General features: G+C 38.0%; 19 protein-coding genes. 15 read left to right on the top strand and 4 right to left on the bottom strand.

The features are described 5' to 3' along the window. Positions 1 to 8: 8 nt before the first annotated feature. From rsmB to def, 3 genes are read right to left on the bottom strand one after another with little or no spacing between them, the layout of a single operon-like run. Positions 9 to 1,307 carry a 16S rRNA (cytosine(967)-C(5))-methyltransferase RsmB gene (rsmB, locus tag MT390_RS13095; RefSeq protein WP_499441557.1) on the bottom strand — a complete coding sequence of 433 codons (1,299 nt, stop codon included), beginning with the start codon at positions 1,305 to 1,307 and terminating at the stop codon, positions 9 to 11. A gap of 5 nt (positions 1,308 to 1,312) precedes the next feature. Further along, on the bottom strand, positions 1,313 to 2,266 hold the full coding sequence (gene fmt / locus MT390_RS13090) for a methionyl-tRNA formyltransferase (RefSeq protein WP_499441555.1): 954 nt from the start codon (positions 2,264 to 2,266) through the stop codon (positions 1,313 to 1,315). Between the two features lie 27 nt (positions 2,267 to 2,293). After that, complete coding sequence (gene def, locus MT390_RS13085; RefSeq protein ID WP_166372641.1) at positions 2,294 to 2,806, bottom strand: peptide deformylase; 513 nt, start codon at positions 2,804 to 2,806, stop codon at positions 2,294 to 2,296. A 95-nt stretch (positions 2,807 to 2,901) separates the two neighbouring features. Between def and MT390_RS13080 the strand changes: the two genes are divergently transcribed. The 8 genes from MT390_RS13080 (at position 2,902) to MT390_RS13045 (ending at position 9,702) form a co-directional block, all read left to right on the top strand. After that, on the top strand, positions 2,902 to 3,981 hold the full coding sequence (locus tag MT390_RS13080; protein ID WP_166372599.1) for a LysM peptidoglycan-binding domain-containing protein: 1,080 nt from the start codon (positions 2,902 to 2,904) through the stop codon (positions 3,979 to 3,981). A 307-nt stretch (positions 3,982 to 4,288) separates the two neighbouring features. Beyond that, positions 4,289 to 5,023: a cache domain-containing protein gene (locus MT390_RS13075; RefSeq protein WP_499441553.1), complete on the top strand. Its 735-nt coding sequence runs from the start codon at positions 4,289 to 4,291 to the stop codon at positions 5,021 to 5,023. Positions 5,024 to 5,097: 74 nt separating this feature from the next. Next, positions 5,098 to 6,201 carry a DNA-processing protein DprA gene (gene dprA, locus MT390_RS13070; RefSeq protein ID WP_499441631.1) on the top strand — a complete coding sequence of 368 codons (1,104 nt, stop codon included), beginning with the start codon at positions 5,098 to 5,100 and terminating at the stop codon, positions 6,199 to 6,201. Between the two features lie 8 nt (positions 6,202 to 6,209). Further along, entirely contained in the window at positions 6,210 to 6,686 is a 477-nt protein-coding gene (locus tag MT390_RS13065; protein ID WP_166372597.1) for a Smg family protein, read from the top strand. A 1-nt stretch (position 6,687) separates the two neighbouring features. Further along, on the top strand, positions 6,688 to 7,248 hold the full coding sequence (locus tag MT390_RS13060) for a DNA topoisomerase family protein (RefSeq protein ID WP_166372596.1): 561 nt from the start codon (positions 6,688 to 6,690) through the stop codon (positions 7,246 to 7,248). A gap of 55 nt (positions 7,249 to 7,303) precedes the next feature. Beyond that, the gene (gene tsaC, locus MT390_RS13055) at positions 7,304 to 7,873 is read left to right on the top strand and encodes an L-threonylcarbamoyladenylate synthase type 1 TsaC (protein ID WP_499441550.1); all 570 of its coding nucleotides are present in this window, start codon (positions 7,304 to 7,306) and stop codon (positions 7,871 to 7,873) included. A 196-nt stretch (positions 7,874 to 8,069) separates the two neighbouring features. Next, complete coding sequence (purE, locus tag MT390_RS13050; protein ID WP_166372594.1) at positions 8,070 to 8,552, top strand: 5-(carboxyamino)imidazole ribonucleotide mutase; 483 nt, start codon at positions 8,070 to 8,072, stop codon at positions 8,550 to 8,552. Between the two features lies 1 nt (position 8,553). Next, positions 8,554 to 9,702, top strand: coding sequence for a 5-(carboxyamino)imidazole ribonucleotide synthase (locus MT390_RS13045; protein WP_499441547.1), 1,149 nt, complete (start codon positions 8,554 to 8,556; stop codon positions 9,700 to 9,702). A 78-nt stretch (positions 9,703 to 9,780) separates the two neighbouring features. On the opposite strand, the gene MT390_RS13040 is transcribed toward MT390_RS13045, so the two are convergent. Next, positions 9,781 to 10,809, bottom strand: a complete 1,029-nt coding sequence (locus tag MT390_RS13040) for a class I SAM-dependent rRNA methyltransferase (protein WP_499441545.1) — start codon at positions 10,807 to 10,809, stop codon at positions 9,781 to 9,783. Between the two features lie 423 nt (positions 10,810 to 11,232). Here MT390_RS13040 and aroE point away from each other — a divergent pair, with 423 nt between their 5' ends. The 7 genes from aroE to MT390_RS13005 all read left to right on the top strand — a co-directional run bounded on the left by aroE (position 11,233) and on the right by MT390_RS13005 (position 16,175). Next, positions 11,233 to 12,051: a shikimate dehydrogenase gene (gene aroE / locus MT390_RS13035; RefSeq protein WP_499441543.1), complete on the top strand. Its 819-nt coding sequence runs from the start codon at positions 11,233 to 11,235 to the stop codon at positions 12,049 to 12,051. A gap of 6 nt (positions 12,052 to 12,057) precedes the next feature. After that, complete coding sequence (locus MT390_RS13030) at positions 12,058 to 12,336, top strand: DUF1488 family protein (protein WP_166372590.1); 279 nt, start codon at positions 12,058 to 12,060, stop codon at positions 12,334 to 12,336. A 37-nt stretch (positions 12,337 to 12,373) separates the two neighbouring features. Beyond that, positions 12,374 to 12,637 carry a YihD family protein gene (locus MT390_RS13025; RefSeq protein WP_499441541.1) on the top strand — a complete coding sequence of 88 codons (264 nt, stop codon included), beginning with the start codon at positions 12,374 to 12,376 and terminating at the stop codon, positions 12,635 to 12,637. Between the two features lie 38 nt (positions 12,638 to 12,675). Next, positions 12,676 to 12,876, top strand: coding sequence for a DUF4250 domain-containing protein (locus MT390_RS13020; protein ID WP_166372588.1), 201 nt, complete (start codon positions 12,676 to 12,678; stop codon positions 12,874 to 12,876). A gap of 129 nt (positions 12,877 to 13,005) precedes the next feature. Beyond that, positions 13,006 to 13,374 (top strand): hypothetical protein, encoded by a 369-nt coding sequence (locus MT390_RS13015; protein ID WP_499441539.1) that lies wholly within the window; start codon positions 13,006 to 13,008, stop codon positions 13,372 to 13,374. Between the two features lie 335 nt (positions 13,375 to 13,709). Continuing rightward, positions 13,710 to 15,113 (top strand): cytochrome c oxidase accessory protein CcoG, encoded by a 1,404-nt coding sequence (gene ccoG, locus MT390_RS13010; RefSeq protein ID WP_499441537.1) that lies wholly within the window; start codon positions 13,710 to 13,712, stop codon positions 15,111 to 15,113. A gap of 72 nt (positions 15,114 to 15,185) precedes the next feature. Beyond that, on the top strand, positions 15,186 to 16,175 hold the full coding sequence (locus MT390_RS13005; protein ID WP_499441536.1) for a serine/threonine protein kinase: 990 nt from the start codon (positions 15,186 to 15,188) through the stop codon (positions 16,173 to 16,175). Positions 16,176 to 16,221 lie beyond the last annotated feature (46 nt).

The raw sequence follows: 16,221 nt of genomic DNA, 5'->3' as shown, positions 1-16,221 counted from the left end.
CTGGCTACTTATAACGCTTTTTGTAACTTAGCGTAATAAAACCCATCCATTTTTTCTTCGTTTGGTAATATTTGGCGAGTTACTGCTTGGCCATTATAGTGCGCAGCTAATGGCATCAGCGATGCGTCACTTGTTGCGGCTAAAAAGGCCTTAATTTGATCATCATTTTCATCGGGCAAAATAGAGCACGTGGCATATAACAGCACACCACCCGGTTTTAGTTTTTGCCATAACGCATGTAAAATATTTTTCTGTAAAGTGACCAGTTCACTAATATCACTATCACGTCGTAACCAACGAATATCTGGATGGCGACGTATCACTCCCGTTGCACTACAAGGGGCATCACACAAAATACGGTCAAACTGCTCTCCAGACCACCAATCATCTGGTTTAGCTGCATCACCATGAATAACCGTCGCTTGTAGATTAAGTCTTTGTAGATTTTCATTAACACGTACTAAACGTTTTTCATCAAAATCCACGGCAACCATCTGCTTTAACTCTGGTTGTAGCTCTAAAGTATGCACGGTTTTGCCACCAGGCGCAGAACAAGCATCCAGAACTAAATCACCCGGTTGTGCATCCAAATAATGCGCCGCTAATTGCGCTGCGCCATCTTGTACTGATACCCAACCTTCTGCAAAACCCGGTAATTGGTAAACATCACAAGCATTTTCTAAACACAATGCATTGTCATTAAACGCTGTCATTTGTGCTTGTTTATCTTGCTCGGTTAATAATGCAAGATATTGTTCACGATCATGAAAACGTGAATTTACACGTAACCACATTGGTGCTTGCTGGTTGTTTTCAATCATAATTTCAGCTGCTTTTTCTTCACCATAAGCAGATTGCAAACGTTTTACTAACCAACTTGGATGGCAATACAGTAAAGCAGGTTGTTGATCAGCCTGAGCAATTAAGCTCTCTTGCTCGCGTAAAAAACTACGTAAAACACCATTGATCATGCCCTTTAACGCAGGTTTTTTAAGGGCTTTTGCACCATTAACAGTTTCACCCACCGCCGCATGGCTAGGAATACGTGTGTATAGCAGTTGATAAATACCAACTAGGATTAAAAAATGTAGATCTCTTTGTTTACCCGTTAAAGGTTTTTTCATTAATGAACGACAGAAAAAATCTAAACGAGGCAATGTACGCAGTACGCCATAACAAAGCATTTGTACTAAGGCTTTATCTTTAGGGGAAAGCTCTTGCTGAATAGCAGGCAATGCTTGTGATAGTGATTGCCCCTTTTCTACAACTTGATTTAACACTTTAGCGGCAATCGCACGTACATTCATTATCATTAACCTTGTTCGAGTAAGTTGCTAGAAACTGTAAACAGTTCACGGCGAGAATTTAAAACATCTTGGACTGGCATTGCTTTTTTTCCTGCCAGTTGAATCACTTCAAGGTTGATCACACCTTGTCCTGTAGCAACTTGAATACCCTTTTTATCAACCTCTAGAATAGTGCCTGCTGTCGCTGTGCTAACGGCATCTACTAACGAGGCTTTATGTACTTTAATGACTTGTCCCGCCCATTCAAAATAGCTAATAGGCCAGGGGTTAAAGGCACGAATGCATCGGTCAATAAACTCGGCTTGATCATTCCAGTTAATTAAGGCTTCGGCTTTACTCAGTTTTTTAGCATAAGTTGCCGCATTTTCATCTTGTTTTTGTGCCGTTATTTGCCCTGTTTGTAATTGCTTGATTGTTTCAATTAATACCGCTGGAGCTTGTTTGGCAACTTTTGCATATAAAGACGCACTGGTTTCATCTGTATCAATCGGACAGCTTACTTTTTTAAGCATATCCCCAGTATCTAAGCCTTCATCCATTTGCATGATGGTAACGCCGGTTTCTTTGTCTCCGGCCCAAATAGCACGTTGGAAAGGTGCAGCACCACGCCATCTAGGTAACAAAGACCCGTGTACATTCAAGCACCCTAAACGCGGTGTAGTTAATACGCTATTTGGCAAAATCAGACCATAAGCGACCACAATCATTAAATCTGCATTTAATGCAGCAAGTTGCTCTACACTTTCGGCTTGTTTAAAGTTCTCTGGTTGATACACGGCGATATCATTTGCTAACGCCACCTCTTTTACTGCACTTGCTGTCAGTTTTTTGCCTCGCCCTGCTGGACGATCTGGCTGGCTATAAACGGCGACAACATTAAAGTCCGCAGTAATTAACGCTTGTAAATGATTAGCAGCAAAATCAGGCGTACCTGCAAAAATGATATTAAGTTTTTCCACGAAACAACCTTATAAATATGAAAATAATTATGAAAACTTTTTATTTTGACGCTGTAATTTTTCTAGCTTGGCTCTAATTCGCTTTTGTTTGAATGGTGAAAGATAATCAATAAATAATTTACCTTTTAAATGATCCAATTCATGTTGAATACAAACAGCAAATAAACCATCAGCCTTCACCACTTGTGTTTCACCCTCTAAATCTTGATACTGCAAAGTAACGAACTCTGCACGCTCAACATCAGCATTAGTATCTGGAACAGATAAACAACCTTCTTCCGATACTTCTACGCCAGAACTCTCTAGAATAGTAGGATTAATAAGAGCAATAGGTTGGTTGCGATCTTCAGACACATCAATAACAACGATGCGTTGGTGGATGTTGACCTGTGTTGCAGCTAAACCAACACCATTTTCGTCATACATAGTTTCTATCATATCCGCTGCAATTTTTTTAATTTCAGGGGTGATCTTGTCGACAGGTTGGGCTACAGTTCTTAGACGTTCATCTGGAAAATGTAATACTTCAAGTAAAGGCATGGTATTATCGCACTCATAGTTAATGTTCAAAATGTTAATTCTAGTCATTTCCCTTTGCAAAAAACAGTTTTATTAATCACAGGACAAGGATTGTTATGAAATTAAAACTCATTGCTTCACTGATATTCGGTGTCGCTCTGTCAATGACCGCTTTTGCAGACAAGATTAAACTCAAAGGAGATCACCCAGAAACCTACATCGTACAAAAAGGCGATACACTATGGGGCATCTCATCTCATTTTTTAAACAGCCCATGGTTATGGCCGCGTTTATGGGAAACAAATACACAAATAAACAACCCGCATTTAATTTATCCTGGTGATGTTTTAAATCTGATCTGGATAGATGGTGAACCGAGATTAACACGTAAGCAGTTAAAAAAATTATCGCCGACACCACGCTTACAAGAAAAAGCGCAAGCAATTCCAACGATCCCTTTACAAGCGATTTCAGCTTTTTTATCAAAAGACCATATTATTGACCCCGATTTATTACGCAATGCACCGCGTTTATTAGGTGATGCACTCGGCTCTCCACGTTTTTTTGAAGGTGATATTTTCTACGCTCAAGGACACTACGATAAAGATAAACTGTACGGTATCTATCGTTTAGGTGAAACCTATAAAGATGAAGCGGAAAATAGCTTAGGTACAAAATTAATCTTTATTGGTTATTCACAGGTATCAAAAAGTACCAATGTTGATACAACCGATCAGGTCACACCACATGACTTTATTAAAAGCTCCCGAGAAGCGCGACAAGGAGATTTAATTTTATCTATTCCTGAATTTGACTCTTTACCTGCTTACTTTATTCCTCAGCCAGTACCTAAAAGTAAAAAAGGGCATATTTTAGCTGCTTTAAATAATGCAACGGCTATTGGCAAGTGGGATGTAGTGGTAATTAATAAAGGTAAAATAGACAGTATTAAGATCGGCTCTATGTTTTCTATCTTACGCTCAGGACCTGCATTATTAATTAGAGATGCTAATATCATTTATAAAGAAGATGGGGACGCATTCGATAAACTAAAAGAATCAAGTTTAATCCTTCCCCCAGAACGAATAGGCGAACTAATGGTGTTCAAAGTCTACGATCAAGTGAGTATTGCTATTATTATGCGCGGCAAAGATGTGATGGGAGCTAAGTCTGAGATTGAAGGTTTACCATTTTAATAGGGCATCGATAACTCCGGAACACTACATAATATTTAAGCACTAACCAAAATCTCAACGTTTTAGGCTTACTCCTGTGACGAGTAAAAAGTAATGTTTGGCACTAATTAATTGGGAAACATATAAAATGCACTATCAGAATAGACCCAGAGAAAGCTTCAATAAGTTTGCATTTTTAATTTGCCCTAAAATGCCTAAGCACTTTCGCTTATGGACGTTAAGCAACCCTAAATGGTTGCTTTTGCTAACGATGCTCGTTGTAAACTTATTTAACGGTTCGATTATTTCTAGCGCTAATGCGTCAGACATGAAAAACTCATTACAAATCAAAGCAGCTGACGAGATTGAAGCAAAGCGAGAGTATCTAAAACACATTATTGGCCAACAGGAGAGGTTACTTACTTCATTGGTTGATACGCCTTTCATGAATGCGTATATAGCTAAAAACCAAGATTCAGACCGAGATAGCTTGAGTCAACTGTTCCTCACTGCAGCGGCTATCAATAGGCATTACATGCAGGTGCGCTTTATAGATGCTCAAGGTCAAGAAAAAATTCGAATTGAGCAATCCAATAATAATTTAGCACCAGTGATAATAAAAGAGGCAGCACTCCAGGATAAAAGTAGTCGTGAGTATTTCACCGCTACTCAAAAAACACCTGCAGGAGAACTTTGGCACTCACCCTTTGATTTGAATATAGAACAAGGGGCGATTGAGCAATTAATTAAACCTACCTACCGAATCGCTCATCCCGTTTATTTTGATGGTGCCTTTTCCGGCATGGTCATTATCAATTTAGATATGACTTATGTGCTCAATTATTTAACTGAATCTAATAATTTTTTGGTCTACCTTGTTGATTCTGATAACGAATTATTAATACATCCAGATCCTAAAAAATCTTGGAGCAAATATCTACCAGGCCGAAGTAAATACTTACAAACAACTGCATTAACATCAGAAAATATGACTCATTCTTTAGAGGATATATTTAAAAATGGTGAAGGAATACGCATTATATTGCGAGAAAAAAATGAGTAATGAATCAAGTACTAAAGATTAAGTTGAAGGGTTAGCATTTTAAAGGGCAGACTCTTTAATTAAGAGAGGTTGTTATTCAAAAAAATCTATTTGAACAAGATAGCGAACTTGATCCTCTATATTGCTGGATAGCACTTGATGCTGTTCCAGGCTTACAAAAGCGCAAAATTTTTACATTATTATCGCATTACTCTATTCAACAGTTATTTCAACTTAATGCAAAGCAACTAAGTCAACATAACCTTAACCCTGAACAAATAAATGCTTTTTTATCCCCTAATCAATTACATATACAGGCTTGTCTCGATTGGCAGGATAGTGCATCAGACCAAACGATTATCAGCTATGCAGACCCACGCTATCCAAGTTTATTAAAACAGATCAGCAGTCCACCTCTTTTATTGTTCACTCAGGGAAACTTAGCGTTGCTCAACTCGCCACAAATTGCCGTTGTTGGTAGTCGCAGTTGTACTCCCTATGGGCAAGAAAAGGCGATGTTATTAGCTCAACAACTTACTCAAGCAGGTTTAACCATCACTAGTGGGTTAGCAATAGGCATCGATGGTGTCGCTCATCAAGGTGCGTTAAAAGAAACCGGAGCGACTATTGCAGTATTAGGTACCGGCCTTAATAATATTTATCCGAAACGTCATTTATCATTAGCCCATAAAATTCGTGAAAAAGGGTTATTAATCTCTGAATTTTGGCCTGATACTCCAGCTTACCCAAGTAACTTCCCTAGACGTAACCGAATAATTTCAGGCTTAAGCTTAGGCACCTTAGTGATTGAAGCTTCAGTAAAAAGTGGATCCTTGATCACTGCGCGTTATGCCGCAGAGCACAACAGAGAAATTTTTGCGCTACCGGGTTCAATAGATAATCCACAGGCCTGCGGTTGTTTAAAACTGATCCAGCAAGGTGCCAAATTAGTCTTAACCAGTTCAGATATATTAGAAGAATTTCCGCTATTAAACGTTTCTCCACCACCCTCGGAAAAAGAAAATAAAACACCTAAAAATCAACATGTTTTACTCGACATGATCGATTACCATCTGACCAGTTTTGAGACTATTTTAGCCCGTAGTGGTTGGGATGTGGTGAGCTTACAAAATGAGTTAATAGAATTAGAGATAAATGGTATAATTAACGTCCAACCGCAAGGTTACATTAAGTTATAAGGTCCGTTATGTTCGAAATTATCATGTATCTCTTTGAAAGTTATATCCAAGTTGATCAAACTATGGAGCTTGATACGCAAGAGGTGACCGATGAATTGATGCAAGAAGGCTTTCAGAAGTCAGAAATTAACAAAGCGTTAGCTTGGTTAGACAACCTTGCTAATATGCATAACCAAGAACCCCAAAGCAGAACCATTGCTGAAAAAGCAACCTCTCATCGAATCTATAACAAAATAGAACAACGCCAAATTTCATTAGAGTCGCGTAATTACATTAGCTATTTAGAAGAAGCTAAAATACTAACAACACATACGCGAGAAATGGTCATTGATTGCATTATGTCATTAGAGAGTGGCGGTGAACTTATTTTAGAAGATGTAAAATGGCTGATCCTAATGGTTTTATTCAACGATCCCGTCAGCGATGATGCATTCTTACAATTAGAGTCAATGTTAATGGATTTCGAAGAAGGACTGATCCACTAAAATGGCCAATTTAGATACGCACCATAAAAAGATTTCAGAAGCTTGTCCTAAGTGTGCGTCACCATTACATATTAGAAATGGTAAACAAGGACCATTTTTAGGTTGCAGTGCTTATCCTACCTGTGATTATTTACGCCCATTACATGAAAAGAGCGACATCAAAAAGGTATTGACTGGAAGTAGTTGCCCTCTTTGCCAACATGAATTGGTGTTAAAACAAGGCCGTTTTGGATTATTTATAGGTTGCAGTGACTACCCTAACTGTGAACATACCGCGCAATTATCCGAACAAAATAAGACAACAGAAAACATTGAAAAAGAAAACTTAGTCCCCTGCCCAAGCTGTAAAAAAGGCCATTTAGTGGCCCGCCAATCTCGTTTTGGTAAAACGTTTTATGCCTGTGACAATTACCCTGATTGTAAATATGCAGTGAATGATAAACCCGTGAATGAGTTCTGCCCTGAATGTAAGTGGCCTATATTAGTTGAACGAAAAACGGCTACCGCTACACGTATAATCTGTCCTAAAAAAGGATGTGGTTATCGAAGTAAGCCTATATAATTATCGGCTGTTTGATATTAAAACAGCTTAAACTTTATAATTAGTGGGACTCTTAATGACTATCAACGAAGATGCGCTTTCTGAAGCACTATTAGCGTTAACAACACAGGGTGTTATTGCTTACCCTACTGAATCTGTTTTTGGCTTAGGTTGTGATCCTGATAGTGAAGTAGCGATTCAAAAAATTCTCGATTTAAAACAACGCCCCGCCCATAAAGGGTTAATTCTAATTGCCGCAAATATCGAGCAATTACAAAATTATGCAGACTTTTCATCATTAACTCCAGAGCAACTGAATAATATTAAAGCAACTTGGCCCGGACCTTTTACTTGGGTTGTACCGGTGCAAAGCTCATTATCAAAATTGGTCAGCGGCGACTTTGATAGTATTGCTGTACGAGTGACCAAGCACCCCGTGGTGCAAGCCTTATGCACCGCATTTGGCAAGCCAATCATTTCCACCAGCGCAAATTTATCGGGTGAACAAGCCTGCACCACCACGTTACAAGTTAAGCAAATGTTTGTTAATCACCCACTACTTGATCATGTGATTGATCAACCTGTAACTGGGTTAGAAAACCCTTCACAAATCCATGATGCATTAACCGGTAAACGCTTACGCTGATTGCTTAATATGCTATTAATCATAGCTTCAGTTGACACCTTTATGATTAAAATGAAGGTGTACAAAATTCCTACATTTTTAGCCTCATCTCAATTCCCTAATTGATAGACCTAACTTTGCATCTTGTAGGGTAACGGGTATATAATCGCGCGCATCATTGAACGATATTTAAATAATCCCCTATACAGGAGTATGCATGAAAGTTGGTATTATTATGGGCTCAAAATCTGACTGGCCGACCATGGAACACGCGGCAAATATGCTAGATTCTTTTGGTATTGAGTATGAAACACGTGTTGTTTCTGCACACCGTACTCCACAACTATTAGCTGATTACGCTTCTAGCGCTGCTGAACGTGGTATTAAGGTGATTATTGCTGGTGCTGGTGGTGCTGCGCACTTACCTGGCATGGCAGCCGCTTTTACCAGCTTACCTGTATTAGGTGTTCCAGTTCAATCTAAGGCACTTAAGGGCATCGACTCTTTATTATCAATTTGCCAAATGCCTAAAGGCGTTGCAGTAGGCACACTTGCTATCGGCGAAGCGGGTGCTGCGAATGCGGGTTTATTAGCAACGCAAATTTTAGCTTGTCAGCAACCAGAACTACTCGCGAAAGTTGACGCATTCCGTCAAAAACAAACAGATACTGTCTTAGCTAACCCAGATCCTGCGATTTAATATGAACATTCTAGTATTAGGTGCAGGACAGCTTGCACGTATGATGAGCTTAGAGGCTGCGCCCTTAGATTTGAACGTGCGTGCTTATGACGTGGGCTCAAAACAGGTTATTCACCCACTAACGTTGCAATCCTTTGAGCAAACACTTGAAGAAGCGATCGCTTTAGTCGATGTGATCACCTGTGAATTTGAGCATATTCCCGATGACGTGCTCACGCTTTGCTGCGCAAGTGGTAAGTTCTTTCCAGGTAAGGCCGCAATCAAAGCTGGTGGCGACCGCAGCATTGAAAAAGCCTTACTTGATAAAACTGGCGTTCCTTCTGCTCCTTATAAACTGATCACTGAAAAACAACATCTGGTTGATTCAGTTTCATTACTCGGTTTACCGTTAGTCATTAAAACCTGCCAAGCCGGTTATGACGGAAAAGGCCAATGGCGTTTAAAATCAGTCGACCAACTGGATTTAATTTGGTCTGAAATGGCTGAGTTTATTGCTGCTGGTACAGAAAGTTTTCCACATAGTATTATTGCAGAAAAGATGATCCCTTTTAATCGTGAAGTATCAGTGATTGGTGCGCGTGATAAAGCGGGAAATATTGCAATCTACCCTGTCACTGAAAATCAGCATACGGATGGTGTATTAACCTTATCCTTGGCTATTGAAATGGATCTTAGCATTCAACAACAAGCGATTGATGCATTTAATAAATTATCAACAGAAATGGATTATATTGGTGTATTAGCCATTGAATTCTTTGATGTAGATGGACAATTGATGGTCAATGAGATTGCTCCGCGTGTACATAACTCTGGTCACTGGACGCAACAAGGTACGGTTTGTAGTCAGTTTGAAAACCACATGCGCGCTGTTGCCGGTTTACCATTAGGTGATACTAAGCAGCAAAAAGTCAGTGCGATGATCAATGTATTAGGTCAAGCGAGTATAAGTAAGCAAGTGCTTACTATCAGTGATGTTAAGAGCCATTGGTATGGAAAAGCACAACGTGCAGGTCGTAAGATGGGACATATTAACGTCTCAGCAGAAAACAACGCTGCTTTAGCAGATAAATTGTTACAACTAGCTGATATTTTACCTGAACAAGATTATCCAGGTATAAAAAGTACTGCGCAACGTTTGTTAGAAAGTTAATACGCTCTAATGTTTGAGCAAAAAGCCGAGTTTACTCGGCTTTTTTGTACCTGCAGGTAAGGGTTATCAGTATAGTTATTATAAGGTTAACGCTACTATTTTTAATGGGTGGTTATCATCAAATGATGGAAAGTCTTGATGGCAATCTAACCATTCAACATGGCTTACTTCTCTGCCCTGTTTTTCAACACAACGCACTAAACTTTTAAACCATGCTTCTTTATCAACTTTCGCCACATTGTTACAACACACAATGGTGCCGCCCGGTTTAGTGGTTAGTACTGCCGGTTTAAATAAACTTTGGTAATCATTAACCAGATCAACGGTACCAAATGCACTTTTAGCAAAACGAGGTGGATCTAAAAAGACCAAATCAAACTGAGAAGCAGACATTTTAGGGTAACTAGGCAGTTTTTTATTATTTCGGCTCGCGACTTTAAGCCCTGCTAACTGGCGCAATGCCGGAAAAGCATCACTTTGAATAAACTGGCAAACTGACTCAACGCCATTTAACTGCGCATTTTTTTCGCCTGCCGCTAATGCAAAAGAGGAAAAATCAACATTAAGTACTCGTTTAGCGCCACCAACTGCAGCTGCAGTACCAATACCACAGGTATATGAAAATAGATTGAGTACCGTTTTTTTATGGCTGTTTGCTTTAACAAACTCACGCCCAACACGCATATCTAAAAATAATAGCGGGTCCTGTCCTTCATGGCGCAGCTTGCTAGTAAACAATATGCCATTTTCAGCGATCACTTGCTGAGAATGTGCATAAGCATCAATGTCTACATCAAGTTCATTGATAATACGAGAGTTTTTATTAGACCGATCGTTATACACAATAGGTAAATCAGCAACACTTAACAATACGTTACGGATCGATTGTAGCTCTTCCTCGTTAAGTGTTTGATGAAAAGTCTGAATTAACCACGCATCGCCATAACGATCAATATTAAGCCCGTTAATACCTTCAACTGTGCCATGAAAAACACGAAAACAATCTGTTTTTGGGAAGTCTGTTTTCGGTAAATCAGCAATCGATAAATTATTAATAAGGGTCTCGCGTTTTGCTAACGCAGTGGTTAATAAAGCAGTTATTGGCATAATCAAAAAACTCAGTAAGGGAAAGTAGCTATTTAGCAGAAAAATATGCCAGATAATGGACCACTATATTAACAAACTGCAAAGCTTAACAACACTAACTTACTAGAAAATAAGCATGCTTTAGTTACCAACCTTCAATGATTGAGAAACGCTTAATTTATTTAACCTCAACTCGGGGTAATGAAAACTAAATTTAATTAACAATCAACTAGTTATAATTTTTCACTGTACAGTGTTGATAATTTTTTATAGTTCAAGGCAAATCAGAACAGAAATACACAGAAGTAGTCGTGTTGTATCGCTTTGCTTATCCAGCACTGAGGTTATTTATAATAAAGCGTTGAAAAGTACCTCATAAAATACCCTGAATAACACATACATGATAAATTAACCCTTACTAAATTTATTGAAATCGGAGCTCACATGGATCAGTACGCTGTATTTGGCAATCCAATCAAACATAGTAAATCGCCTTTTATCCACACTTTATTTGCTAATCAAACACAGCAACAGATGTCTTACGGTATTGTTGAAGCACCGGTTGATGGATTCACTGCGGCAGTTCAAGCCTTTTTTAACAGTAATGCAAAAGGCTGCAATATTACTGCCCCTTTTAAAGAAGAAGCTTTTCAATTTGCACAATCATTAACGGATCGTGCACGTTTAGCCGGTGCAGTAAATACACTAAAGAAAACTGATGACGGTTTAATTATTGGTGATAACACTGACGGTGCAGGATTAGTTTTAGACTTAAAAAATAACCACGTAAACCTAACCGGCGCACGCATTTTATTATTAGGTGCTGGTGGCGCTGCACGTGGAGTATGTAGTTCACTTTTAGCAGAAAATCCTGCACAGTTAACGATTGCAAACCGTACTTTTGAAAAGGCTGAAACCTTGGTCTCTATTTTCAAAGCATTAGGAAATATTAATGCCTCTGAATTTAGTGATTTATCAGGTCAATTTGATCTCATTATCAACTCTACCTCAGCAGGTTTACACGGAAGTTTACCAAATATATCCACGGCATTGATCACCCCAGAAACAGCCATATATGACATGACTTATAATGCTCAAGTAACGGCATTTAATGCATGGGCAAAAGAGAACGGTGCTCGCTTAACGATTGATGGTTTAGGTATGTTAGTTGGCCAAGCTGCAGAAAGCTTTGCTATTTGGCGTGGTGTCAAACCTGGCGCTAAACAAGTGTTAAATGAATTACGTCATAATTTAGCCGGTTAATTTAATATGAATCAAAGCATTATTTTTTCAGATAACGAATACTATAACGATCAGTTGCAACAGGTAGAATTTCAAGCTCAATGCCAAGGGCACTTAATTAGATGTATTATCTCTTGGGAAGCATTAAAAAAATTAAGTGAGCAATCTAATGCGCTAATAAAGGCAAATCAACAATTAGCGTTAATGTTATTTGATAGCGCTCGTTTTGATATTGAAGATCTCGCTGAAGCGTTGATTAATCAACAAGCTTTTAATGAGCATGGAGAAATCCTGATCACACCTTAATTAAGTTATGTATGCGACATTACAAGGAGTCTAATATATGCAAACCCATCGTATCAATGAAATTTTAGAGTTAATAAAGCCTTATTGGTTAAAAAATCAAGAATTGAGCTTATTAGAAATATTACAGCTAATAGCGACTGAATCAGGGTTTGATAAATCGGTTGCAGAGTTAACAGATGAAGTTATTATTTATCACTTAAAAATGGATCAAACTGCAAAAGGTGACATGATCCCTGGCATCGCAAAAGATTGTGAAGATGACTTTGAAACAGCATTATTAAAAGCACGCGGTTTATTATAAAACGGACATAGACTTAATCAATTAAAAGGGTAAAGACAATGTTAGAAAATTATAAAAAAATGGATGTTAATATGCTGCTTAGCATCGTTAATATGAAATTAAGAAATGAAAGTGAAACACTTGAAGATCTCTGTGCGACCTATGAAATTGAAAAGTCACTATTACTAGAAAGGCTGGCAAAACATGACTTTGTTTATGATCAAGAGCACCATCAGTTTAAACAGCATTCTCCACAATAAAAATCATCAAAAAAGTAACCCTACTAAGTCAGTAATAGGATATTGTATCAATAACGTCCTATTACTTATTGATTGTTTTAATGTAAAAAAATACACTTCTATCTCTTTAAACCATAAGTGAACTAAAAAATGAAAAAAATTGCTTTAATTCTATTAGGCGGCGCCCTATTAGCTGGTTGTCAAACTACTAGCTCAGACCTTACTTCAACGGCTAACGCAGCAGCAACTTCAGCCACGAACAGTGCAACTAGCTCTGTTAGTAGCTTAACAAGCAACTTACTTAATACAAACTTCCCTAGCCTAAGTTGTTCTGCAATTAAGCAAACTTTTGTTACTTACGAAGCACAAGCAGCAAACCTAGAGTCAGGTTCAAGCATGCTTACAGCAGCAGGCATCAGCCCTGAGAGTACAAAAGCAACACTAGACAGTGCTTACAACACAGCAAAAGCAACTGCAATACCAGTAATGAGTGCTAAAGGCTGTAGCGAAACACTATAAGCATTAGTATTAAATAAAGCTTCGTTTATTACGAAGCTTTATTATTTCAGCTCTAAATAAAGCAAACCATGCAATACCACGATTCTCTTCGTTAAATTATTTATCCCTAATATTTAAATTTAATCATGTCTTTATTTACTGTTAAACACTGCTAACTAACCTTTCAAATCTAACTCATTCAACGTAAAAAACAAGTTAAGTAATAATCATTACCATTTGCGGCTAAGTATCTATTATAAAGCAGTAATTTGATCATAGATTTTGTTTTATCTGTTGCATTTATTCGCTCATAATTCCTTTATAATCGCGATATTATTTATAGCAGGTGTTTACAAATGACGCAGAAAATTAAAATTAAAGAGATCAAGACAACTCATAAAGAAAGTGCCGATCGTTTTAATCCAAGCAATCGTATTTATGTGCGTGCAGCTTACGGCCTTTTTCAGAAAATTCGTAAATTAACAGGTTGGGGTTTAATTTTATTATTCCTCACCATTCCCATGATCCGTTGGGATGGGCATCAAGCCGTTTTATTTGATGTTGATAAGCAACAATTTCATCTTTTTAACATGCTGCTGTTCCCTCAAGACCTAACCTTGCTGGCATGGGTATTTATAATAGCCGCCTTTGCCCTGTTCTTCTTCACTACTTATTTAGGGCGAGTATGGTGTGGTTACACTTGCCCACAAACAGTCTGGACCTTTATTTTCATCTGGTTTGAAGAACGCTTTGAAGGCACAGCTAATAAACGTAAGCGACTTGATCAAATGCCGTGGAGTTTTAATAAGATATGGAGAAAAACAGCAAAGCACACCGGTTGGTTAATCGTTTCATTATTTACAGCGCTTGCTTTTTGCTCTTATTTTGTTCCTGTTGAAACGCTTTATCGTGACTTTTTCACCGGCCAAAGTAGCATGCTTGTATTGTTAATGGTGTTTATATTTACTTTCTCAACCTATGCAAATGCGGGTTGGATGCGTTCTATTTTCTGTATTCATATGTGTCCATATTCGCGCTTTCAATCTGCCATGTTTGATAAAAACACTTATAGTGTTGGCTATGATGCAACACGTGGTGAAAAGCGCGGCCCTCGTTCACGTAAAATAGACCGTTCAGAAACTGAGTTAGGTGACTGTGTCGATTGTGATTTATGTGTGCAAGTATGTCCTTCAGGCATAGATATTCGTGACGGCTTACAATATGAATGTATTAACTGTGGCGCTTGTGTTGATGCCTGTGATGAAACCATGGACAAAATGGGTTATCCAAGAGGTTTGATTTCATATACGTCGGAACAAATATTGGAAGGTAAAAAAACCAAGTTAATGCGTCCGAAAATCATCGGATATGGGTTGATGTTAGTTGTCATGCTTGGCTTGTTTTTTATTAATATCGCCACATTAACTAAAGTAGAAATGGAAATTTTACGTGATAGAACTTCTTTATATCGTGAAAACGTTGATGGTTTAATTGAAAATACTTATACCTTGAAAGTACTCAATAAAACGATTCAACCACAGACCTACAATATTACTTTTTCAGGGTTAAAAGACGCGACCATGATAGGACCGAAGCAAGTTACTATTAGCTCTGGTGAAATTTTTACTCAACCTATTTCAATTGCTGTCGACCCTTATGATATTAAAGAGAAGAAAAGAACTATCACTATCAAGCTAACTAACTTAGATGATAGTGACGAAATAATCCAACAAGATGCTTCATTCTTTCTTGGCTTATAAGCAAATACTATTAAATTAACTTTATTAAGGCGCGCTAATTGTTAGTTGCGCCTTTTTTTGTGGGAAAAAATAATGCAAAACGAACCTTTAAGCTATCAAAAGTTGACACCCGAATGTCAGTTGGATGCCTTGGCAAGCATTGGAATTTATCCTGAAACAGGTTTATTGGCGTTAAATTCTTATGAGAACCGCGTTTACTCATTTAGTGATGAAAATAAACAGCGTTATGTAGTTAAATTTTATCGCCCTAGACGCTGGAGCGAGCAACAGTTATTAGAAGACCATGCATTTAGTCAACGCTTATTAGCGTCGGGCTTAAATCTATCTACGCCACTTATGTTTGATGGTAAAACCTTACACTCGTTTGCAGGCTATCATTTTGCTTTATTCAATAACCTCTCAGCTCGCACTCTAGCAGTTGATAACATTGATAGTTTATATGATGTAGGTATCGCCTTAGGGAAATTGCATAAAATCGGCGCTCAGCATCAATTTACCACTAGACCAAATTTCGATATGGTCACCACCATTGAACAAGCTTTAAATAATTTAAAAGGCTGTGAATATATACCGAATACTGTTAAATCCCCTCTTTTCACTGTCATTGAACAAATTCAACAAAAAATAAAAGCGACTCATCCTGTTAAATTAAAATTGATTGCCATTCATGGTGATGCACATGCGAGTAATATACTGCTAAAAGAAGATCAGCCCTATTGGGTCGACTTTGATGATTGTAAAATGGGCCCTGCGATACAAGATATTTGGATGTTATTGAATGGAGACCGTAGTGAACAACAATTACAGTTATCAATGATTTTAGAAGGATACCAAGAAGAATTTGACTTCGATACCAAACAATTACCGTATATTGAGGCGTTACGCACAATGCGCATCATCAATTATGTGAACTGGATCAACAATAGATGGACAGATCCGGCATTTTCTCGAAACTTTCCATGGTTTATAACTGACCAATACTGGAAAGACTTGCTACAATCCTTGCAACAACAGTTATTATTATTGGATGAAGCACCTTTAGCACTTCAACCACAGTATTAATTAAAAATAATAAATATCCATTACGACTCTCAATACAATAAAGGAA

Origin of the sequence: Vibrio sp. 2-Bac 85, assembly GCF_037546705.1 — a bacterium.
GTDB lineage: Bacteria > Pseudomonadota > Gammaproteobacteria > Enterobacterales > Psychromonadaceae > Psychromonas.
Note: the sequence above shows the minus strand (reverse complement) of the source record. Positions and strands in the feature narration are given on the sequence as shown.